Here is a 21,333-nt window from a genome sequence, read left to right as displayed (position 1 = left end):
GGCTACTCGTCGCGCGAGTACCAGTCGAGGCGCATGCAGAGCTTCCCGCCGAGCCAGTACTCGACCCAGTCGCCCAGCTCCAGCGGCGAGCAGCCGGACGGCGGCCGGGTCGTGGTCTCCGGCACCGCGGGCACGGGCGGCGCGGTGGGCGTCGCGGGTGCGCTGGGCTCCGGGGTCCCGGGGACGGGCTCGTCGGTGCGGCCGAAGAGCACGGACCGGTAGACGGCGGTGGAGCGGGGATTGTCGTCGCACTGCCACACGCCGTGCGGGCAGTAGTCGGTGACCGTGTTGTAGACGGGCTTGTGCTCGTCCATCCAGGCCAGCATGCGCCGCATGTACTCGGCGTTGTCGCCGTTGCGGAACAGGCCCCATTCCGGATAGGAGATGGGCTTTCCGTGCTTCTTCGCGAAATCGACGTGCGCCTGGAGTCCGTAGGGTTCCTTCACCTGTTCGTCGAACTTCATTCCGCGTGGCTGGTCGTAGGAGTCCATGCCGATGATGTCGACCGTGTCGTCCCCCGGGTAGCACTGCGTCCAGGGCACGGCGTCCCGGCCGCGGCTCGGCGTGAAGTCGAACCGGAACTTCTGGCCGGGCACCGCGCGCATGGTGGTGACGATCCGCTTCCAGTACGTCTTCCAGGCCTCCGGGTCCGGTCCGCACCGGTGGGTGTAGGTGATGCCGTTCATCTCCCAGCCGAGCACCAGGACCGTGTCCGGGACCTTGAGTTCGACGAGCCGTTCGGCGAGGGCGCGGAAGTGGTGGTCGAACTCTCCGGCGGCGCCCCGGCGCAGCAGTGCGCGCACCTCGTCGTCGCCGACCCCCTCCTCGTTGCGCTCCAGCATGGGCACGTTGAGGACGAACATCCGGTCCGCCTTGCGGGTGCGCCAGTCGGCCCACACGTCGAGGAAGCCGGGGGCGCCCTCGATGTTGCTCCAGAGGTCGCCGGGCAGATAGGTGTGGCCGACGCGCAGTTCGGCGTCGCCCAGCCACTGGCTGAGCCCGGCCATCCGGGCCACGCCGCGCGGGCCGTAGTCCAGGTAGGCGCCGAACGCGGGGGTGGCGGCGGGCTTCTTCGCGGGGGCTCCGGGTGCCGGGACCGCGGGCGCGGGGGCCGGCGGGGTCGGTTCGGCGGCACCCGTGGGGCCCGCCGCGGCCACCAGCGCCGCCAGCGCGACCGCCGCCGCGACGCCTGCCGGCCGCCTGGACCGGTTCCGTGACTGCCGTACGGCCATACCGGCTCCTTTCCTCGCCGTGAATTCCGCTCCGTTACTGACACTCAGTCATATGAAATGCCATCACGCCACCGCCGTTACGGCTTTCGAGTGCGCCGATCGCCCGCACTGGTGAACCGATTCGAAGACGAAGGAAGTTTCCCGTGTCGCTGTTCGACACCCGCGTCCCCGCCGTTCTGCTGCGGACCGACCGGAATCCCTTTCACCACGGAACGCTGGGAGCCGTGCGTTCGCTCGGTCGGGCGGGAGTGGATGTGCACGTGGTCGCCGACTGCGGGCGCAGCCCCGTCCGCGCCTCCCGCTATGTGACGGGGCTGCACACTCCCCCGCCGCCCGGCGCGTCGCCCGCCGACATCGTGGCGGCCCTGCGCCGGGTGGCGGCACGGATCGCGCGTCCCGCCGTACTGATTCCGATGGACGACGCGTGTGCCGTGGCGGTGGGCCGGGCGCGGGCCGAGCTGGCGCCGGCGTATCTGCTGCCGGACCAGCCGGGCGACCTGCCCGGGCGGGTCGCCGACAAGGCGGAGCTGGCCGGGGTGTGCGCCTCCCTGGGCGTGCCGCACCCCGAGACGCTGGTCCCGGACGGGCCGGCGGAGGCGGCGCGGGCCGCGTGGCGGCTGGGGCTGCCGGTGGTGGCGAAGTGGAGCCGGCCCTGGCTGGTGCCCCCGGGCGGCGGGCTGCGCAGCACGGTGCTGGTGCGCTCGGCACGGGAGGCCGGGGAGCTGTACCGGCGTGCCGAGGAGGCGGGGAGCCGGCTGCTGCTCCAGGCGTTCCTGCCGCCGGGGCCGGACCGCGACTGGTTCTTCCACGGGTACGCCGACCGCTCGGGCGTGGTGCGGGCGGGCGGCCCGGGCCGCAAGACCCGGGCCAGGCCGCGCGGTGCCGGACTGACCGCGGTGGGCCGCTGGACGCCCAACCCGCAGGTGCAGGCGCTCGCCGAGCGGGTCACCGGCGAGCTGGGCTACCGGGGCGTCTTCGACCTCGACTTCCGCCGCTGCGGTGCCACGGGCGGCTACCACCTGCTCGACTTCAACCCGCGTCCCGGCGCGCAGTTCCGGCTCTTCACCGACTCCGCCGGGCTGGACGTCGTACGGGCCCTGCACCTGGACCTGACCCACCGGGCCCTGCCGGACGGGGTGCCGCGGCCGGGGCGGACCTTCGTGGTGGAGAACTACGCGCCGCTGAGCGCGCTGCGGCCGGCGCTCGACGGGCGGGAGCTGGCCTGGCACGCGCCGGACGACCGGGCGCCGGGCCGGGCCCTGTGGACCCTGTGGAGCCGCCATGTGGCCGGCCGGGTGCTGGACCGCGCGCGCAGCCGGCGCGCGCGCCCGGCGAACGGGGCCCCGGCCCACGCCCGTGTGGTGCGCCAGGCGGGCGCGCCGCGGACCGACCGTGCGGGACAGCCGGACCGCCCGGGGGACGACCGGGCGGGCAGCCACTGACGCGGGACGCGGCCACGACAACGCCCCCGGCGGCCCATGCGGGACGGCCGGGGGCGTCGGGGTGGGGCGGGGTCAGCGGGTGGTGGCGGCCCGGCCCCTGCGGTACAGGATCGCTCCGCCGGCGATCAGCACGGCACCCGCGGCCGCGGCGCCCAGCGTGCCCTCGCTGCCGGTCTCGGCCAGGACGGGCGGCTGCTCCGTCTGCGGGGTGGGCGGAGTCCTCTCCTCCTCGGCGGGCGGCGGGGGCTCCTCCTCGCTCGGGGGCGGGGGCGGCTCCTCCTCACCCGGCGGCTCCTCCTCGTCCGTGGGCGGGGTGGTGGGGGGCGGCGGCTCCTCCTCGCCGTAGCCGGGGGGCTCCTCGGAGCGGTTCTCGCACTCGTTGCCGAAGACCGGGTTGAGCGCGGCGATCAGGTCGAGGGTGTTGCCGCAGAGGTTGACCGGCACCTCGACCGGGAGCTGCGCGACGTTGCCGGAGCCGATGCCGGGCGAACCCACGGCGGTGGCGCTCGCGTCGGCGCCGCTCCCGCCGGTGCGGGAGGCGTCGGTGCTGGAGGCGTCGGTGTCGGAAGCGTCGGTGCCGGACGGGACGGACGTGTCCTCGCCGGAGCCGCTCTTCTTGTGCTCGTCCGAGTCGTTCTCGCATTCGTTGCCGAAGGCGGGGTTGAGCGCCGCGATCACGTCGATCGTGTTGCCGCAGGCGTTCACCGGCACGTCGACCGGGGCCTGGACGGCGTTGCCGGACGCGGCGCCCGGCGAGTTCTTGGCGGCTCCGTCCGCATGCGAGTCGGCCAGGGCGGGGCTACCGCACAGGGAAAGGATGCCCGTCGCGGCGGCCGCCGCGACCATCCCCCTGCTCAGAGTCTGTCGCACTCTCGTTGTCTTCCTGCTTGTAGAGATGGCTGGAGAACGGTCCGGAGGACAGGCTGCGGAAAGAGGAAGAGCCGGCCCCGAACCAAACAAGCTGGCCAAGGCCGGCCGTGACGCAGCCGGTCGGTGCGGAACGACGTCAGTCGTTCTCGCACTCGTTGCCGAACGCCGGGTTCAGTGCGGCGATCACGTTGACGGTGTTGCCGCATACGTTGACGGGAACGTGCACGGGAACCTGGACGACGTTGCCGGACAGGACGCCCGGGGAGCCGATCGCGGCGCCCTTGGCATCGGCGTCGGCGAAGGCCGGGGCGGCCATGCCGAGAGCCATGATCGCGCCTGCGACGACGGCAGCGGTCTTCTTCATGAACTTTCCCTTCTCTGCGGTCATGCCTGAATGGCGGCCGAAACCGCGCGAGCACAGCATTGACGGCTCGCACCATGACCTGCAGCTGCAAACGAGGAATTGACGGCCGGAGCAACTACCGAACGCGGAACACCCCGAAATTCACTCGGATGCCTCACGACACGGCCCGGCCATTCCCCCAGAAGGGCGACGACGTCAACCGCTCCTCGGCGAAACCCCGGCCCGGGAACGACCGGGCGGCCCACGGGGAAGTCAGTGGGCTGCCCGGACCGGGCGGGACAGGACTCAGTCCTTGCCGCCCTCGCCGTTCGCCGACAGAACCGACAGGTCCTCCAGGACGTGCGACAGGGCACCGTCCCGCTTGGCCTGCGTGGAGTTGTCCGCGCACTGCTGGTTCAGGTCGTCCGACAGGACGTTGATGTCCTGGATCGGCACGAGGTTGATGACGGCGGCGTTGATGTCCTCGACGCCCAGGCACGGCTTGTTCAGCGTGCCCTGGACCAGCGAGAGCTGCGGGCTCATGTCGCCCTTGGTAGCCGAGTTGCCGAACGCCGACTTGGCGCCGTTGCCGTTGGCCACGGCCGGCCCGTTGTCGTCCCCGATGGCAAGAGCCTGAGGAGCGGCGGCAGCCGACATGCCGATCACAGAAGCGGCAGCCGCCGCGGCGACCATTGCCTTCTTGAGCACTTCGCGTTCCTTTCGTCGTAGCGACGCACTGTCCTACGGCCTCATCAACCCGGTGCGCGATGATTGGTTTCGGGCGTTCACCCGGTTGGCCTCCACCGGATCCCGAAATGGGGCACCCGGATCGCCGGAATACCGGTGGAATCAAGGACCCGTACGGATTTCCCGTGTCCGCCGACCGAGTGAACGGGAGAAACCCGGCCGGACTCATGGAGTTGACCAGTGCGCTCCGGTGGACGGGGTTTCCTCAGAAAGGACTGGCCAGTGATCAAGAAGGTAGCCGTCTACGCGGCGATCGCCGCCTCCGTCATGGGCGCCTCCGCTGCCGCGGCCCCGCAGGCGATGGCGATCGGCGACGACAGCGGACCCGTCTCGGCCAACGGGAACGGGGCCTCGCAGTACTTCGGCAACTCGGCGACCCACGGCAACATGAGCCCGCAGCTGGCGCTCGTCCAGGGGTCGTTCAACAAGCCGTGCATCGCGGTCAGCGACATCCCGGTCAGCGTCGTCGGACTGGTCCCGATCCAGGACATCCCGGTCCTGTCGGACGACCTGAACCAGCAGTGCGCGGAGAACTCCACGCAGACCAAGCGCGACGGTGCGCTGGCCCACCTGCTGGAGGACGTGTCGATCCTGTCGGCGAACGGCGAGGGCGGCAAGGACGACAAGGACAGCAAGGACGACAAGGACTGACATCGGCTGAGGGGCGGGCCGCCGAGCACATCGGCGGCCCGCCCCTTTCGCGTGTCAGCGCCCGGGCGGTGCGTACAGGGCCTCGATGGCGTCCGCGTACGCCGCGACGGCCGCGTGCCGCTTCACCTTCAGCGACGGGGTCAGCAGCCCGTTCTCCTCGGTGAACTCGCCCTCGACCAGCCGGAAGGCGCGGATCGACTCGGCCCGGGAGACCGCCGCGTTGGCGTGGTCCACGGCCTTCTGGACGTCGGCCCGCATCCTTTCGTCGCGCACGACCTCGGACATCGGGGTGTCCGCGGGCAGCTTCCGCACCGCCAGCCAGTGGGCGACGGCGTCCGGGTCGAGGGTGATCAGGGCGCCGACGAAGGGGCGGTTGTCGCCGACGACGAGGCACTGCGCGACGGGCGGTCGGCTGCGCAGGCGGTCCTCCAGGACGGCCGGGGAGACGTTCTTGCCGCCGGAGGTGACCAGCAGGTCCTTCTTGCGGCCGGTGATGGTGAGGTAGCCGTCGTCGTCGAGGGAGCCGAGGTCGCCGGTGGCGAACCAGCCGTCGGTGAGGGCCGCGTCGGTGGCCTCCGGGTTGCCCCGGTAGGCGCCGAAGACGATGCCGCCCTTGACGAGCACCTCGCCGTCGTCCGCGATGCGCACGGAGGTGCCGGGGACGGGCGGGCCGACGGTGCCGGGGCGGGGGCCGAGCGGCGGGACGATGGTGGCGGCGGCGGTGGTCTCGGTGAGTCCGTAGCCCTCGTAGACCATGATTCCGGCGGCATAGAAGAACAGGTTGAGGTCGCGGTCGAGCGGGGAGCCGCCGCTGATGGCGTAGCGCATCCGGCCGCCCAGTTCCGCCCGCACCCGCCGGTAGACCAGCAGGTCGTACAGGGCCCAGCCGGCCCACAGGCCCAGCGCGGGGCCCTTGCCGCGGCCGAGGAAGCGTTCGAGGTGGGCGCCGCCGAAGCGGACGGCGAGGCGGTGGGCGCGCTCGAAGGAGGCGCCGCGGCCGATCTTCTCGGCGGTCGCCCGGCCGGTGTCGTGGATCTTCTCGAAGAGGTACGGGACGCCGACCAGGAAGGTGGGGCGGAACGACTTGAGCGCGGGGCGCAGTTCGTCGGGCTTGATGCTCGGGAAGTGGCCGATCTCGATGCGGGCCAGCAGGCAGGCGATCTGGATCGTGCGGCCCAGGATGTGGGCGAGCGGCAGGAAGAGGAGCGTCGAGGCGGTCTGGCCGGTGACCTCCTTGAAGATCGGGTGCAGCAGCTCGACCGTGTTGGCGGCCTCGGCGTGCAGGTTGGCGTGGGTGAGGACGCAGCCCTTGGGGCGGCCGGTGGTGCCGGAGGTGTAGCAGACGGTCGCCACCGTGTCCGGGGTCAGGGCGGTACGGCGCTTGGTGACCTCCTCGTCGCTCACGCCCACACCGAGGGCGGTGAGGTCGGCGAGCGCGCCCGCGTCGAGTTCCCAGGCGCGCGGGCGTTCGGGGTGGGCGGCGGTGCCGGCCAGGACGGTGGCGGTGTTGGCGGCGGTCTCGGTGACGAGGTGCCGAGCGCCCGAGTCGCGGACGATCCACTCCACCTGGTCGGCCGAGGAGGTGGCGTAGACGGGGACGGTCTGGCCGCCGGCCGCCCAGATCGCGAAGTCCAGGACGGTCCACTCGTAGCGGGTGCGGGACATGACGGCGACGCGTCCGCCCGGTTCCAGGCCGGCCGCGATCAGGCCCTTGGCCACGGCGGTCACCTCGCGGGCGAACTCGGCCGCGGTGACGGGCCGCCAGACGCCGTCCACCTCGCGGCGCAGGACCACCGCGTCGGGGGCCTCGGCCGCGTTGGTGAACGGGATGTCGGCGGTGCTGCCGGTGGTGGGGCGGGGCGCGAGGGGTGCGGTGCGGGCCTCGCGGACGGCGCCGTAGGCGTCCCTGACGGTCTCGGTGCTCGCGCGGGACACCAGGTCACCGCGGTTTCTCGCCCGTGTCAGGTCCTTGCGTACGCCCATGTCGGCTCCCGGTCACCCAGAGTTGCTTACTCCTGAGTAAACTTACTCAGGAGTAAGCATAGGTCAATGGGTGCGGGCGGACCGAGGCGCCTCAGGTCAGCCGGTTCGCCGTGCCGATCGCCTCGGCCAGCCGCCGGACGTCCTCGTCCTCGGTACGGCCGGCCAGGGAGTCGGCGCGCTCGGCGAGTTCACCGAGGCCGGGCGCGCCCGGCAGGGAGCCGTGGCGGCTGTCGCCGTCGTACGCCGACGAGGATCGGAGCGCGTCCGCGAAGTACGCGGCGGTCGCGGTGACCTTCAGGCCGCGGTCCGCCTCCCAGACCGAGTCGCCGAGGTCGTCGGTCTCCACGTCGCCGGACTCCTCGTGCGGGGTGCGGCTGTCGGGGTCGAGCCAGCGGACGGTGGCCGTCGCGAGGTGTCCGTCGGCGCCGGGCCGGGTGCGCACGGCGTACAGCGCGGTGACGGTGTGGCCGGGGCCGACCTCGCCGCCGTCGACGCGGTCGTCGCGGAAGTCCTCGTCGGCCACCTGCCGGTTGTCGTAGCCGACGAGGCGGAACTCGGCGACCGTCTCCGGGTCGAAGGCGACCTGGGCCTTGGCATCGCGGGCGGTCAGCTCGATGTGGCGCGGGAGCTGCTCGCAGAAGACCTCGCGAGCGTCCTCGGTGTCCGAGACGTACGTGGTGTGGCCGTCGCCCTTGTCGGCGAGGCGTTCCATCAGGGCGTCGCCGTAGTCGCTGCCGACGCCGACCCCGAAGAGGGTGATGCCGTGCTCGCGGCGCTCGTCCGCGATGCGTTCGAGGATGGTGTCCGCGTCGGTGTCGCCGGTGTTGGCGAGGGCGTCGGAGACGAGGACGACGCGGTTGGTGGCGCCCTCGCGGCGGCCCTCGACGGCGGTGTCGTAGCCGGTCTCGACGCCCGCGCCGAGGTTGGTGGACTCGGTCGGCTCCAGGCTGTCGATCGCGTCGTGGACCCGGCCGCGGTGATCGCCGAGCCGGGTCATCGGCAGCACCGTCTCGGCCTCGTCGCTGAAGGTGACGAGCGCGACCGAGTCGTCGTCGCGCAGCTGGTCGGTCATGGTGGCGAGGGAGTCCTGGGCGAGGTCCAGGCGGCCGGGCTCGCCCATCGAGCCGGAGACGTCGATGACGAACGTCAGGGCGGCCGGCGGGCGTTCGCCGCGCTGCTCGGCGGTGCGGGTGGCGAGGCCCACCCGGACCAGCGACCAGTCCTCCTCGTCGGTGCGGGCGCCGTCCACGCTCACCGTGAAGCCGTCGCCGTCGGGACGGTCGTAGTCCTGGCGGAAGCTGTTGACGAACTCCTCGGGGCGGACCGTCGACGGGTCGGGCAGCCGGCCCTCGGAGAGGGTGCGGCGGGCGTAGCCGTAGGAGGCGGTGTCCACGTCGAGGGCGAAGGTGGAGAGGTGGTCGGGGTCGGGGGCGACCTCCCGGGAGTCGCCGTTCTTGCCCGTCTCCCCGGCCTCCCCGGTGGACGTGCCGCCGCGCGGCCCGTCGGGCGCGGGCGCGTAGCCGCCGCCCCGGGAGTCGGCGGCGGTGTCCTTCGCCCCCTGGGCCTCGTCGTCCCCTCCCCCGCAGCCGGTGAGCAGCAGGCCGCCCGCCGCCGTGAGCGCGAGCAGCGCGCCGACCGGCCTTCGTGTCCGGTACCGCTTCATCGTCCCTACCCCCTGGTTCCGTTGACGCCGACGTACGTGACTGTGACGGCGGCGCGGGGCGGAACGTGCGGGACGGGGCGTCACGGGTGCGTCTCGAAACGGGCACGGCGGCGAGCCGGCGAGACCGCAGGACACGGCGTCTAGGACACCACGTCCTTGCGGGAGAAGTTCCGGAAGGCCAGGGCGAACAGGACCAGCGCGTATGTCACCGAGAGCGAGGTGCCCTGGATCAGGCGGGTCCAGTCCAGCTCGGGGCGGACCGTGTCCAGCCAGGCGTACTGCCAGTGGGCGGGCAGGAAGTCGCGCCAGTCGCCGAGGGCGGTCACCTCGTCCAGGACGTTGCCGATGATGGTCAGGCCGACCGCGCCGCCGACCGCGCCGAGCGGGGCGTCGGTCTTGGTGGAGAGCCAGAACGCCAGCGCGGCGGTGACCAGTTGCGAGACGAAGACGTACGCCACCGTGAGGGCGAGGCGTTCGGCGGCGGTGCCGGTGGGCAGGCTGCCGCCGGTGGGCAGCTCCAGCGGGCCCCAGCCGTAGGCGGCGGTGCCGACGGCGAGGGCGACCAGGGGCAGCAGGACGATCGCGGCGAGGCTGAGGGTGAGGGCGACGACCAGCTTGGACCAGAGCAGGCGGGCGCGGGGCACCGGAGCGGCGAGCAGGTAGCGCAGGGAGGACCAGCCGGCCTCGGAGGCGACCGTGTCCCCGAAGAACAGGGCGACGGGCACGACGAGCAGGAAGCCCGCGGAGGCGAACAGGTTCACAGCGGCGAAGTTCGCCCCGGACGCGGTGGCCGAATCCATCAGGCTGACCTGGTTGTTCGACCCGCCCGGCTCGCCGCCGATCCGGAAGGCGACGAGCAGCACGAACGGGAGGGCGAACAGGATGCCGCCCATGACGAGGGTGCGCCGCCGCTTCAGCTGCCGGACCATTTCGACCCGGACGGGCAGCGTGCGGCCCGCGCGGTAGCCCTCGGCGACCTCCTGGGCGCCGGTGGGCTCGGCGCGGTCGGCCAGCGTGCTCATGCCGAGTCTCCGATCAGGGTGAGGAAGGCGTCCTCGAGGCGCCGGTGGGGGCCCACCGACTCCACGGGCACGTCCAGGCGGACGAGTTCGGGGATGAGGTCGCGGGCGGTGCCGGTGCCGTCGAGGCGGACCAGCAGGCCGCCGTCGGTGGTGGCCGCCGAGGTCACGCCGGGCAGCGCGGCGACCTTCTCCACGAGGGGCGCGTCCACGCGCGTGTGGGTGCCGATCAGCAGGGTGTCCCCGGAGCCGACGATCTCGCCGACCGGGCCGGCCTGCACGAGGCGGCCGTGGTCCATCACCACCAGGTGGGTGCAGCTCTGCTCGACCTCGGACAGCAGGTGGCTGGAGACGATCACCGTGCGCCCGGCCGCCGCGTAGCGGATCATCACCTCGCGCATCTCGCGGATCTGGGGCGGGTCGAGGCCGTTGGTCGGCTCGTCCAGGATCAGCAGGTCGGGCAGGCCCAGCATGGCCTGGGCGATGGCCAGGCGCTGGCGCATGCCCTGGGAGTAGGTGCGCACCGCGCGGGCGAGCGCGTCGCCGAGTCCGGCGATCTCCAGGGCCTCGGCGAGGTGGGCGTCCTCGGCCGGGCGTCCGGTGGCGCGCCAGTACAGCTCCAGGTTCTCCCGGCCGGACAGGTGCGGCAGGAAGCCCGCGCCCTCGACGAACGCGCCGACGCGGGAGAGCACGGGGGCGCCGGGCGCGATGGCGTGGCCGAAGACGCGGATGTCGCCGCCGTCCGGCGCGATCAGGCCCATCAGCATGCGCAGGGTCGTCGTCTTGCCCGCGCCGTTCGGCCCGAGGAGGCCGAGCACCTGGCCCTTCTCCACGCGGAAGGACAGGTCCCGGACGGCGTACCGGTCGGCGGACTTGGCGTACCGCTTGGTCAGGTCGGTGATCTGGAGGGGTACGTCGGCCAGCGCGGGGTCGGGGGGCGGGGCCGTGGTGCGGCGGCGGGCGGTCAGCAGCAGGGCCGCGGCGACGGCGGCTCCCGCGAGGGGCGCCCACCAGACCCAGGCGGGCAGCCCGGCCGTCGCACCGGTGTCACCGAGGGCGGTCGGCACCGACAGGCCGCCCTTGAGGGAGACGGTGTAGGTGGCCGGGGCAGCCGGTGAGGCGTAGCCGAGGTCGGTGGAGGCGAGGACCAGGCGCAGCTTGTGGCCGCGCTCCACCTCGTGGTCGACGGCGGGCAGGGTGACCGTGACGTCCTTGCCGGCCTTGGCGTCCGCCACCCTGAGCGGCGTGACCAGTTGCGAGGGGAGCACCTGCTGGGCGCCGCCGCCGGGGCCGACGTCGTACACCTTGGCGAAGAGCACGGCGTCCTCGGCGGTGGACTGCACGCGGACGGTCGCGGTGGGCGAGCCGGTGATCTGGAGGTCCTCGCGCAGGGGCGCCGACTCGAAGGCCGCGTACTGGCCGGGGAAGTCGAGGGAGATGCCGACGCCGAGCGAGGAGAGCTGGGAGAGGCCGCCGGAGCCGCCGATGCCGGGCAGGGCGGAGACGGCGGGCGGGGCGGCTCCCGCCGGGTTCTCGAAGGTCTGCTCGCGTCCGCGCAGTTCGATCGCGCGCGGCTCGCCGCCGAGGCCGGGGTAGGAGTCGGCGCTCACGCCCTCCAGGCGGGGCTCGCCGTCGCCGCTGCCGGTGCCGACGGTGCGGGAGACGCGGAAGGCGGGGCCGGTGCCGGCCGACTCGTCGCCCTTCAGGTAGCGGTCGAACCACGCGCCGGTGCGGGCCTCGACGCGGTCGGTCTCCATGTCGCCGCCGTCGTGGCCGCCCGAGACCCAGTCGACGTCCACGGGGGCGCCGTTGGCGCGGATCGCCTTGGCGGCGGCGTCGGCCTGGCCGAGCGGGAAGAGGGAGTCGGTCTGGCCCTGGGTCAGCAGTGTGGGTACGTCGATCCGGTCGCCGACGGCCTGCGGGCTGCGCTCCTGGAGGAGCTTCACCGCCTCGGCGTCCGGCGCCCCCTTCTCGGCGACGCGCTGGTACATGCGGCAGAGCGCGGGCTCGAACTTCTCGCAGCCGCCGCCCATGTTGACGAAGATGCCGGCCCAGAGCTTCTTGAAGACGCCGTTCGGGAAGAGGGCGTCCGCCAGGTTCCAGTACGTGATGGCGGGGGCGATGGCGTCCACGCGGTCGTCGTGCCCGGCGGCCAGCAGTGCGACGGCGCCGCCGTAGGAGCCCCCGGCCATGCCCACGCGGGGGTCGCCCTTGCCGTCCAGCCGGACCTCGGGCCGCCCGGCGAGCCAGTCGATCAGCCGGGACACGTCGGCGACCTCGCCGTCCGGGGCGTTGAGCCCGATCTTCCCGGTCGACCTGCCGAAGCCGCGCGCCGACCACGTCAGGACCGCGTACCCGTCCTGGGCGAGGCGCTCCGCCTGGTCCCGTACGTCGGCCTTGCTGCCACCGAAGCCGTGGGCGAGCAGGACCGCGGGGCGGCGGCCGTCGGAGCCGGCCGTGAAGTACGAGGTGTCCAGGCGCACTCCGTCGCCCACTTCCACGACCCGGTCGGCGCGGTGCACCGGGGGCGGGTCGTCGCCGGCGACGGCCGTCCAGGTCCCGGCACCGGCGAGCACGACGACGGCGGCCGCGGCGGAGAGTATCCGCCGCGGCCCCCGTAGCAGCCCTCGCACGCGGGGCAGTCGAAGATCCATGCGTCAACGGTACGGGCAGCCGCCGACAACCGAGGCCCTCCCGGGGGTGAACCACCACCCCTCCCAGGGAGGTACGGGCGCGGTGCCGCGTACCACGGGCGCGGTAGGCGCGGTCACGGCCCGGCGGGCTCCCGTACGTCGTCGGGGACGGAGACCAGCCAGCGGGTGTCGCGGCGCGGGCGCAGGTACAGGGCCCAGTACAGGGTGGCGACGGCCGTGATGCCGCCGGTCCACAGCAGGTGGGCCGCCTCCTGCTGGGTCAGCACGTAGGCGAGGACCGCGATCAGCAGGAGGGGCACCGCCGGCCACAGGGGCATGCGCCACGCGTGCGCGTGCCGGTGGGCGCCGCGCCGGGCGAGCAGGGCGGCGACCGCGACGAGCAGGTACATGCCGGTGACGGAGACGCCGGTTACGCCGTACAGGGTGTCCAGGTCGACGAAGCACAGGGCGGCGCCGGGCACGCCGACGGCGAGGGTGGCGACCCACGGGGAGCCGAACCGGCCGAGCCTGGCGAAGAGTCGGTTGACCGGCGTGGGCCACGCCTTGTCGCGGGCGGAGGCGAACAGGACGCGCGAGTTCTGGATGACCATCACGATGCCGGCGTTGATGATGGCGAGGGCCACGCAGAGGCTGACGAAGGTGCCGACGGCGGAGTTGGACCAGGCGGTGACCATGGCGCCGATGTCGCCGCCGGTCAGCTCCGCGAGGTCGGAGGCGCCGAGGGTGATGGCGACGACCGGGACGAGGATGATCACGGCGGAGATGCCGAGCGTGGCGAGCACGGTGCGGGCGACGTTGCGGCGCGGGTTCTCCAACTCCTCGGAGAGGTAGACCGCGGTGGAGAAGCCCTGCGTGACGAAGAGGGCGATGGCGAGCCCGGAGACGACCAGCATCCCCGTCACGGGGTCCGCACCGCCGTCCGCGCCGCCCACCTCCATGGAGGCGAGGCTGCCGAGGCCGCGCTCGCCGTGGGCGAAGCCCAGCACCGCGACGACGGCCGCGGCGATGACCTCCAGGACCAGGAAGACGCCGGTGATCCAGGCGTTGGCGCGCAGGTCGAGCAGGCCGGCGAGGGTGGCCAGCGCCATGACGCCGGCGCCCGCGAGGGACGGGTCGAGGTGCACGACCGGGGCGAGGTAGTCGGCCGTGCCCATCGCGATCACCGGCGGCACGATCATGACGACCAGCAGGGACAGCACGAAGACCAGCCAGCCCGCCAGCCGCCCGGCGAGGGTCGACACCATGGCGTACTCGCCGCCCGCGCTGGGGATGAGGGTGCCCAGCTCCGAGTAGCAGAACGCCACGGCGACGCAGAGGAGCGAGCCGACAGCGATGGTCAGGGCGGTGGCGGTGCCGAGCGAGCCGAACAGGTCGGGGACGACCACGAACAGCGTGGAGGCGGGGGTCACGCAGGAGAGCGTGAGGAGCGTGCCGCCGACGACCCCGATGGACCGCTTCAGCGTCCCCGACCGGTCCGGATGGTCCCCGAGGTCCTCGGGTGCCGTCGCGGCGGTCTGGGCGGGGCGGAGCGTGTCGGTCATACGCGGTTTCCGATCGACTCGTGCGGCACGGTGCGCGGCGGAGCGCCACCGCCTCCGGTTCGCTCCCGCGGCAAGATGGAATACCGACGGAAACCAGTGCGTCAATGGCTGTTCATCTACGGAATCAGTCGTCTGAGACGCGCAGAGCTTTCGAAAACGGCATCAGATGCGTAGGCCCAGCGGCCGTTCCGGGTGCGCGGGATCCGTTGCGGACGGACGGAAAAAAGTACGGCCGTCCGCATACCGGACGGCCGTACGGGGCTTCCCCGGGCTTTCCCCGGGAGTGCCTCAGTGGTTGCGCGGGAAGCCCAGGTCCACCCCGGCGGGGGCGTCGGCCGGGTCCGGCCAGCGGGTGGTGACGACCTTGCCGCGGGTGTAGAAGTGCGTGCCGTCGTTGCCGTAGATGTGGTGGTCGCCGAAGAGCGAGTCCTTCCAGCCGCCGAAGGAGTGGTAGCCCACGGGGACCGGGATCGGGACGTTCACGCCGACCATGCCGGCCTCGATCTCCAGCTGGAAGCGGCGGGCCGCGCCGCCGTCCCGGGTGAAGATCGCGGTGCCGTTGCCGAACGGCGAGGCGTTGATGAGGGCGACGCCCTCCTCGTAGGTGTCCGCGCGCAGCACGCACAGCACCGGGCCGAAGATCTCGTCCTGGTAGGCCTTCGCCGTGGTCGGCACCCGGTCGAGCAGCGAGATGCCGATCCAGTGGCCGTCCTCGTGGCCGTCGACCGTGTGGCCGGTGCCGTCCAGGACGACCTCGCAGCCCTCGGCCGCCGCGCCCTCGACGTAGGAGGCGACCTTGTCGCGGTGCGCCTTGGTGATGAGCGGGCCCATCTCGGACGCCGGGTCGTTGCCGGGGCCGATCTTGATCTTCTCGGCGCGCTCGCGGATCTTCTCGACCAGTTCGTCGCCGACGGCGCCGACCGCGACGACCGCGGAGATCGCCATGCAGCGCTCGCCCGCGGAGCCGTAGGCCGCGCTCACGGCCGCGTCGGCCGCCGCGTCGAGGTCGGCGTCGGGCAGCACCAGCATGTGGTTCTTGGCGCCGCCGAGCGCCTGCACGCGCTTGCCGTTGGCGGAGGCGGTGGTGTGGATGTAGCGGGCGATCGGGGTCGAGCCGACGAAGGAGACGGCCTTGACGTCCGGGTGCTCCAGGAGGCGGTCCACGGCCACCTTGTCGCCGTGCACGACGTTGAAGACGCCGTCCGGCAGCCCGGCCTCGGACAGCAGCTCGGCGATCCGCACGGCCGCCGACGGGTCCTTCTCGCTCGGCTTGAGCACGAAGGTGTTGCCGCAGGCGATGGCGAGCGGGAACATCCACATCGGCACCATCGCCGGGAAGTTGAACGGCGTGATGCCGGCGACCACACCGAGCGGCTGGCGGATCGAGGACACGTCGACGCGGGTGGCGACCTCGGTGGACAGCTCGCCCTTGAGCTGCACGTTGATGCCGCAGGCCAGGTCGACGATCTCCAGGCCGCGGGCGACCTCGCCGAGCGCGTCGGAGTGCACCTTGCCGTGCTCGGCGGTGATCAGCTCGGCGATGTCGTCGCGGTGCGCGTCCAGCAGCGACCGGAACCTGAAGAGGATCGAGGTGCGCTGCGCCAGCGAGGACTGCCCCCAGGTCAGGTACGCCTCCTTGGCGGCGGCGACCGCGGCGTCCACCTCGTCGACCGAGGCGAAGGCGACCTTGGTGGTGACCGCGCCGGTGGCCGGGTCGGTCACCGGCCCGTACGTGCCCGAGGCGCCTTCGGCGGACTTGCCGCCGATCCAGTGGTTGACGATGTTCGTCATGACCGAGAACTCCTTCACAGATGGCGGCGACGGGTACAGACGTGCCGTTCGTACAGCTCAGGGCCTTTGACCACGGACGGTCCGGTCGCGGTCTCGGCCATGCCTACATCTCACCAGGCGTGGGCTTCCCATGCGCCCGACACAGTGTCTGCGGTTTGGGTGCGGGCGTAGACACATGTTCCGGGCCTACGGCAGGGCGGGGCGCCGTGACGCTCGCCGCGGAGGATTCGGCTCGTTGTTCGGAGTGTCGCTCGTTGTACTGGAATGTGGGCGACACAGTGGTCGTCGCGTGTATGGGGCGCTGCCTTGATCAAGCTGGTGTCTTCTGCGAATGGAGACGCCGTCATGCGAGTTTGCGACATTCAGCGGTGTGAGGTGCGACCGGGGCGGCTGGTCGAGTTCACATTCAGTGAGGCGACGGTGGGGGCCACGGCGTCACTGGCGCCGGACCCACGGCCGCCGGCGTATATCCAGGAATCGCACATCAGGACAGCGCGGTCGGTGCGTGAGGGTGGGTTGTTCGTGCCGACGTGGCTGGGGGCGGCGTTCGATCTGCCGGGCCGGGTGGATCTCGATGTGCTGGAGCGGGCGTTGCGGGCCTGGACGCTGCGCCATGAGACGCTGCGCAGCGGCTTCAGGTGGGCCGGTGACGAGATGCAGCGGTTCACGCTGCGCGAGGGCGATGTCTCGCTGCGGCGTGAGGTGGTCGGAGACTTCGCGGACACGGGTGCGCTGGTCCGATATCTGCAGAACCGATTCGACACGGCAGCGGACGCGCTTCGCTGGCCGAACCTCATTTATACCGCGGTTGTCCGGGATGATTCCACGAGCGTGTACATGGCTTTCGATCACACGAACGTGGATGCCTACTCTCTGCAGCGCATTCCGGAGGAGATCCACGAGCTGTACATGGCGGGTCTCACGGGGCGGCCCGTGGCCGGGACGCCGACGGGGAGCTATGTCGATTTCTGCCGGCAGGAGCGGACGGACGCGGACGGGATCGGTGACACACACGCGATCGTCGCGCGCTGGCGGGAATTCATCGGCCGATGCGGCGGGCGGCTGCCGGAGTTCCCTGTCGATCTCGGCCTGCAGCCCGGTGGTGTGCTGCCCGCGCAGAAGCTGGTGTGTGAACCGCTCGTCGACGCGAACGCGGCCGCAGCGTTCGAGGCGCACTGCCGGCCCTACGGCGGCAGCCTGGTGGGGATCCTGGCCGCGACGAGTCTGATCGTCCATGAGCTCGGCGACCAACCCGTCTACCGCACGGTCGTGCCGTTCCACACCCGGCTGAAGTCGGCGTGGTCGGATTCGGTGGGCTGGTACGTCGGCGGCGCACCCATCGAGGTGCCCGCGGCCCGGGACTTCCGCGGGGCGCTGGAGACGGTCCGCGCCGAGTTGCGGGCCAACCGGTCGCTGGCGCGCATTCCGCTGGCCCGGGTACTGCCGCTGCTGGGCGGGGACTTCCGCCCGACCTCGCCCGACTTGTATTCGATCGTGTCGTACGTGGATGCCCGCCTGCTCCCCGGATCGTCCCGCTGGACCGAGAGCAAGGCGTACGGGCTGATCAGGGTTTCGTACGGCGACCAGGTGTGCGTATGGGTCAACCGGCTGCACGAAGGGCTGTGGTTCGCCTGCCGCTACCCGGACACCGACGTCGCCTACAAGAACGTGCGCCGGTACGTCGAGAGGCTGCGGGACGTGATCGCGTCCGTGTCCACACATGACGCTTCTCCGCCGCCCAGCCGGCGCCCCGTTGACGCAACGCCACTGCTTTTGAGCCGTGTTGGTACGGCGCCGGGACGCACGTGACCGCCAATTCACACGATGTGAAGGCATCTACTGCAGAGCAACCCAGCTTTTAATACGGGGATTTACTTCCCCCCGGTGACGCCGTCAATTCGTTGCCTCTTGAGAGGGACGCGCGGTACGGAAAGGCCCTCCGTTACTGATAGCGTTCGGCCAGTCACGGTAGGCAATCAGCCTCTATGCACGAGCGGAAATCCGAGGGTCTTATGCGCAAGCTTCAGCATGTCGTGATCGCAGCAGTGGCAGCGGCCGGCGGCCTGGCCGCCGGCGCCGGCACCGCCGTCGCCGACACCTCCGACAACGCGCCGAAGGTGTACGACCTCTACCGCCCCTACCAGGAGTGCAGCCCGCAGACGGTGTCCCAGAACGACGTCCCGATCGGCGTGCTCGGTATCGCCGGGACCCTGGACACGACCTGCGACCAGTACAACTACGACTTCACCGGCTGAGCCCGGCCCGCCCGGTGTCCGGGCACGCCGGGGCACTCCTACGAAGGAAAGCGCATCACATGTTCAGCGGGAAGAAGATGACGGCGGTCTCGGTGCTCGCCGGCGGCCTCGCCATGGCCTGCGCCGGCCTCGCCCACGCGCACGCCGTGAAGGACCCGGGAACCTGCACTCCCGACCTCTTGGGCGGCTTCACCTGCAGTCAGCGGATCCAGGGTCAGCTCTCCGAGGACGGCGAGATCCCCCATCAGGAGACGTGCACGCCGGTGCAGCCCCTCACGCTGCCTGCCGCCCTGGGCCAGGGGCAGCTGCAACTGGGCCCCAAGGTGACCTGCTCCCCGACGACGACGGGAGCGGTCGACGAGACCGAGAGCGGGCAGGGAATGTTCGGCCTGCAGCCCCGAATCCTGCCTGGGTGACCCTTCCGGCAGGCATTGCGCCTGAGCGGGCGGCACGGCGTACGGGTCGACACGGCGCGTAAGGCACAGATCCCGACATATGACGAAATGTGTGTATAGGCTAACGCTGAGTAGTCAAGCCGGGCTTTGTGCCCGAGTACGGAAAGGTCACTCATGCGTAAGTTTCAGCGTGCCGCGGTCGTAGCCATGGCGGTTGCGGGGCTGTCGGCGTTCGGTGCCGGGACCAGCTTCGCCAACGAGGGCGACGCGCCCGCGCCGGTCACCGCCGTGGCCAACTCGTCGGCCAACGCGCTCGCGGTCAGCGGCGGTTACTACTTCACGCCGCCGGCGCAGCCGAAGGCCGAGCCGGAGCAGGAGAGGCACGCCGAGCCCGAGCACTACGGCCACGAGGGCGAAGGCCAGTAAAGACGCTACCGAGAGTTCATTCTCTCGGTGCCGCCATGGGCTCACCGGCCCGTGGCGAACGCAGCCCGGACGCGCCACGGTTGATCAGTGTGCGCGTCCGGGCTGCGGCCAATTCGGCCGCCGGCCGCAGCTCACAGCGCGTCCAGGCGCCAACTGATCGGCTCCGACACCTTCACGGGCCCGGGCGCACACCGGTCAACGGCAACCAGCGCCCGGGCCTCATCCGGTAAAGGAATGCAGCACATGTTCACTCCGCGGAAGATCGCCGCCATCTCGGGGATCGTCGGAAGTCTCGCCGTCCTCTGTGCCGGCGCCGGGCACGCGTACGCAGACGGAGGCGCCGGTGACTGCGAGAGCAGGGACGGGGTCTGCGTCCGCAAGAGCGAGACCCGTATCGAAAAGGACGGCGAGCACATCCTCAGGCAGGAGCAGCGCTGCTCGACGACCGACCGGCCGAACGTGGTGTTCCAGGAGCACCAGCTGCTGGGCGACGGAGGGTCGGCCAGTGCCGGGCCGGTGGTGGACTGCTCCAACACGGCGAAGCTGCCGGAGGCGTTCAAGAAGCCGCACTTCGTGTGAGCGCTGCCGGCGAATGCCGGGCCGGGATCATTCCCGGCCCGGCATTTCTTTGCGCGCCCGCAGCCATGCCGCCGCGAACGAACGCCGGCGCCCACGGGGCGCTCATGCCGAAGCGGGCGTCCCGTAGCCGGGACGCCCGCAGCCCACGTCTGTGGGCCAGTCTTCAGCCGCCGACCTTGTTGTTGCAGCCCATCGTCGAGCCCAGGGACGTCTTCTGCGCGCCCGGGCTGCCCTCGCCGTTCAGCAGGTTGCCGCCCAGGCCGTTGCCGATGCCCACCTGGCCGAGGATGTCGATGTTGCTGTCGTGCGACCCGCAGCTGCTGGTCTGGCTGATGGTGTAGCCGCCGTTGCCGCCCTGGTCGGCATGGGCTGTGCCGACACCCAGGAGTCCAGCGCTCCCGAACGCGGCGACGAGGACGGCGGCCATGCGGAGGTTGTGCATGTCATCTCCGGTGGAGTGAGGTAGAGAACGATCGACTTTGGTACGGCAGCGAAGGCTGATGCGAAAACGGTCCCGGCGCCTTGCCCTGAGGGCCCGGTGCCGGGACCGTTCACTGGCTGACGCCGTGGCGCCGGCCCGGAATGTCAGAAGGCGCTGTTGTTGCAGCCCATGGTGGAACCGAGGTGGGTGGACTGGGCACCCGGGTTGCCCTCGCCGTTGAGCCCGTTGCCCAGCAGGCCGTTGAGGATGCCGACCTGGCCGAGGATGTCGAGGTTCAGGTCGTGCGACTTGCACTGCGAGCTCTGCGAGATCTTGAACTTGTCGCCCTCGCCGCCATGGCCCTGGTCGGCGTGGGCCGTACCGCCCACGAGCCCGATGCTGCCGAGCGCGGCGACCAGGACGGCAACGTTGCGAAGCTTGCGCATTTCATCTCCGGTGAGGTGAGTGGGTGCGATCCGCGAGAGATCGACTTTGTACAGTTACAGGAGAATAATGCGAAATATGAACAAAACGGGCAGCGACGCGCCGCTCTTGTGGTGACGCGGCAAATGCACCCGAAAGACCTATCGCGCGCTGCCGGGCCACGACGCCCGGCCGCCGACCGCGCTACTGCGCCTGCGCGCTGGCGAGGGAGTTCGCCTGGCTGTTGGCCTGGGTGCAGTCGACGCCCCGGGTCTGGGAGGCGGCGAGCAGCGCGACCGGCACATTGGCGGCGAGCAGGTTCTGCGGGCTGCACTCCTGGGACGGACGGAACAGGTTGTTCTGGTGCACCGGGCCGCCCTGCTTCGGCTGCGGGGCCTGCGGAGAAATCTGCGGGCTGATCTGCGGGTTCAGCTGAGGGTTGACCTGCGGGCTGACCGCGGTACCCCGCTGGGGAGCCGCCTGCTGCGGCGCCGGCGAGCCGTACGTCTGCGCGGACGCCTGCGCCGAACTGGCCGAGGCGGCCTGGGCGTCCGGCTGCGAAACGGGCGTCGGCACAGCCCCGTTGTGGCCGACCGGAGTCACAGCGGCGCTGGGGCCGGCCCCGGCGGCGGTCAGACCGCCGGCCGCTGCGACGATGAGCGCGACGTGCTGAAGCTTGCGCATGAAATCCTTTGGCCCTTCATTGACCTGTGCACGGACTTGGCGAAATGCTCGATGCGGCAGTGCAGTTGTTCTGCTTGCCCCGTGCGGAACGAGGTGGGCGAGAGCCCAGATACGGGTGCAGTGCCGCCGTCACCCATTTGACGCAAGGGGCGCACGAGCCTGCCACCAACTCCCTTTCAGGCAGCGGCAAATGGGTGACGGGCTTTCATGTGCC

20 protein-coding genes are annotated in these 21,333 nt (G+C 71.6%); 7 read left to right on the top strand and 13 right to left on the bottom strand.

Annotated features, from left to right (window positions below):
- Positions 1-2: 2 nt before the first annotated feature.
- Positions 3-1,232 carry a glycoside hydrolase family 26 protein gene (locus ACFC1X_RS04640; protein WP_376348756.1) on the bottom strand — a complete coding sequence of 410 codons (1,230 nt, stop codon included), beginning with the start codon at positions 1,230-1,232 and terminating at the stop codon, positions 3-5.
- A gap of 143 nt (positions 1,233-1,375) precedes the next feature.
- Here ACFC1X_RS04640 and ACFC1X_RS04635 point away from each other — a divergent pair, with 143 nt between their 5' ends.
- Complete coding sequence (locus ACFC1X_RS04635) at positions 1,376-2,674, top strand: ATP-grasp domain-containing protein (RefSeq protein WP_376348754.1); 1,299 nt, start codon at positions 1,376-1,378, stop codon at positions 2,672-2,674.
- Between the two features lie 72 nt (positions 2,675-2,746).
- Here the strand turns inward: ACFC1X_RS04635 and ACFC1X_RS04630 are convergent, their stop codons facing one another.
- The 3 genes from ACFC1X_RS04630 to rdlA form a co-directional block, all read right to left on the bottom strand.
- On the bottom strand, positions 2,747-3,520 hold the full coding sequence (locus ACFC1X_RS04630; protein WP_376349760.1) for a chaplin: 774 nt from the start codon (positions 3,518-3,520) through the stop codon (positions 2,747-2,749).
- A gap of 160 nt (positions 3,521-3,680) precedes the next feature.
- On the bottom strand, positions 3,681-3,908 hold the full coding sequence (chpD, locus tag ACFC1X_RS04625) for a chaplin ChpD (protein WP_376349759.1): 228 nt from the start codon (positions 3,906-3,908) through the stop codon (positions 3,681-3,683).
- Between the two features lie 285 nt (positions 3,909-4,193).
- Positions 4,194-4,595 (bottom strand): rodlin RdlA, encoded by a 402-nt coding sequence (gene rdlA / locus ACFC1X_RS04620; protein WP_376348752.1) that lies wholly within the window; start codon positions 4,593-4,595, stop codon positions 4,194-4,196.
- Between the two features lie 261 nt (positions 4,596-4,856).
- Between rdlA and rdlB the strand changes: the two genes are divergently transcribed.
- Positions 4,857-5,285, top strand: coding sequence for a rodlin RdlB (rdlB, locus tag ACFC1X_RS04615; protein WP_376348750.1), 429 nt, complete (start codon positions 4,857-4,859; stop codon positions 5,283-5,285).
- Positions 5,286-5,339: 54 nt separating this feature from the next.
- Here rdlB and ACFC1X_RS04610 read toward each other — a convergent pair whose 3' ends face one another.
- From ACFC1X_RS04610 to mmsA, 6 genes are all read right to left on the bottom strand, one after another.
- Positions 5,340-7,268 carry an AMP-dependent synthetase/ligase gene (locus ACFC1X_RS04610; RefSeq protein ID WP_376348748.1) on the bottom strand — a complete coding sequence of 643 codons (1,929 nt, stop codon included), beginning with the start codon at positions 7,266-7,268 and terminating at the stop codon, positions 5,340-5,342.
- 91 nt (positions 7,269-7,359) lie between these two features.
- Positions 7,360-8,931 (bottom strand): von Willebrand factor type A domain-containing protein, encoded by a 1,572-nt coding sequence (locus ACFC1X_RS04605; RefSeq protein WP_376348747.1) that lies wholly within the window; start codon positions 8,929-8,931, stop codon positions 7,360-7,362.
- Positions 8,932-9,071: 140 nt separating this feature from the next.
- Positions 9,072-9,953: an ABC transporter permease gene (locus tag ACFC1X_RS04600; RefSeq protein ID WP_122620033.1), complete on the bottom strand. Its 882-nt coding sequence runs from the start codon at positions 9,951-9,953 to the stop codon at positions 9,072-9,074.
- Positions 9,950-12,604 carry an alpha/beta fold hydrolase gene (locus tag ACFC1X_RS04595; RefSeq protein WP_376348746.1) on the bottom strand — a complete coding sequence of 885 codons (2,655 nt, stop codon included), beginning with the start codon at positions 12,602-12,604 and terminating at the stop codon, positions 9,950-9,952. Before ACFC1X_RS04595 ends, ACFC1X_RS04600 begins: the two co-directional genes overlap by 4 nt.
- A 113-nt stretch (positions 12,605-12,717) precedes the next feature.
- A complete protein-coding gene (locus ACFC1X_RS04590; RefSeq protein WP_376348745.1) occupies positions 12,718-14,145 on the bottom strand; it encodes an APC family permease in 1,428 nt (475 codons plus the stop codon).
- 288 nt (positions 14,146-14,433) lie between these two features.
- Positions 14,434-15,936, bottom strand: coding sequence for a CoA-acylating methylmalonate-semialdehyde dehydrogenase (gene mmsA / locus ACFC1X_RS04585; protein WP_376348743.1), 1,503 nt, complete (start codon positions 15,934-15,936; stop codon positions 14,434-14,436).
- Positions 15,937-16,281: 345 nt separating this feature from the next.
- Here mmsA and ACFC1X_RS04580 point away from each other — a divergent pair, with 345 nt between their 5' ends.
- The 5 genes from ACFC1X_RS04580 (at position 16,282) to ACFC1X_RS04560 (ending at position 19,591) form a co-directional block, all read left to right on the top strand.
- Positions 16,282-17,745 (top strand): condensation domain-containing protein, encoded by a 1,464-nt coding sequence (locus ACFC1X_RS04580; RefSeq protein WP_376349758.1) that lies wholly within the window; start codon positions 16,282-16,284, stop codon positions 17,743-17,745.
- A gap of 224 nt (positions 17,746-17,969) precedes the next feature.
- Positions 17,970-18,191: a hypothetical protein gene (locus ACFC1X_RS04575; RefSeq protein WP_376348741.1), complete on the top strand. Its 222-nt coding sequence runs from the start codon at positions 17,970-17,972 to the stop codon at positions 18,189-18,191.
- A gap of 59 nt (positions 18,192-18,250) precedes the next feature.
- Positions 18,251-18,607 (top strand): hypothetical protein, encoded by a 357-nt coding sequence (locus ACFC1X_RS04570; RefSeq protein ID WP_376348740.1) that lies wholly within the window; start codon positions 18,251-18,253, stop codon positions 18,605-18,607.
- A gap of 153 nt (positions 18,608-18,760) precedes the next feature.
- Complete coding sequence (locus ACFC1X_RS04565) at positions 18,761-19,012, top strand: hypothetical protein (protein ID WP_376348739.1); 252 nt, start codon at positions 18,761-18,763, stop codon at positions 19,010-19,012.
- A 243-nt stretch (positions 19,013-19,255) separates the two neighbouring features.
- On the top strand, positions 19,256-19,591 hold the full coding sequence (locus tag ACFC1X_RS04560) for a hypothetical protein (RefSeq protein ID WP_376348737.1): 336 nt from the start codon (positions 19,256-19,258) through the stop codon (positions 19,589-19,591).
- Between the two features lie 163 nt (positions 19,592-19,754).
- Here ACFC1X_RS04560 and ACFC1X_RS04555 read toward each other — a convergent pair whose 3' ends face one another.
- The 3 genes from ACFC1X_RS04555 to ACFC1X_RS04545 form a co-directional block, all read right to left on the bottom strand.
- The gene (locus ACFC1X_RS04555; protein ID WP_376348736.1) at positions 19,755-20,033 is read right to left on the bottom strand and encodes a hypothetical protein; all 279 of its coding nucleotides are present in this window, start codon (positions 20,031-20,033) and stop codon (positions 19,755-19,757) included.
- Positions 20,034-20,176: 143 nt separating this feature from the next.
- A complete protein-coding gene (locus ACFC1X_RS04550) occupies positions 20,177-20,458 on the bottom strand; it encodes a hypothetical protein (protein WP_376348734.1) in 282 nt (93 codons plus the stop codon).
- 181 nt (positions 20,459-20,639) lie between these two features.
- Positions 20,640-21,119, bottom strand: a complete 480-nt coding sequence (locus tag ACFC1X_RS04545; protein WP_376348733.1) for a hypothetical protein — start codon at positions 21,117-21,119, stop codon at positions 20,640-20,642.
- Between the last annotated feature and the right edge of the window lie 214 nt (positions 21,120-21,333).

This window comes from Streptomyces sp. NPDC056128 (assembly GCF_042263835.1).
Lineage (GTDB): Bacteria > Actinomycetota > Actinomycetes > Streptomycetales > Streptomycetaceae > Streptomyces.
The sequence above is the reverse complement of the archived record's forward strand: the minus strand, read 5'-3'. Positions and strand labels throughout refer to the sequence as shown.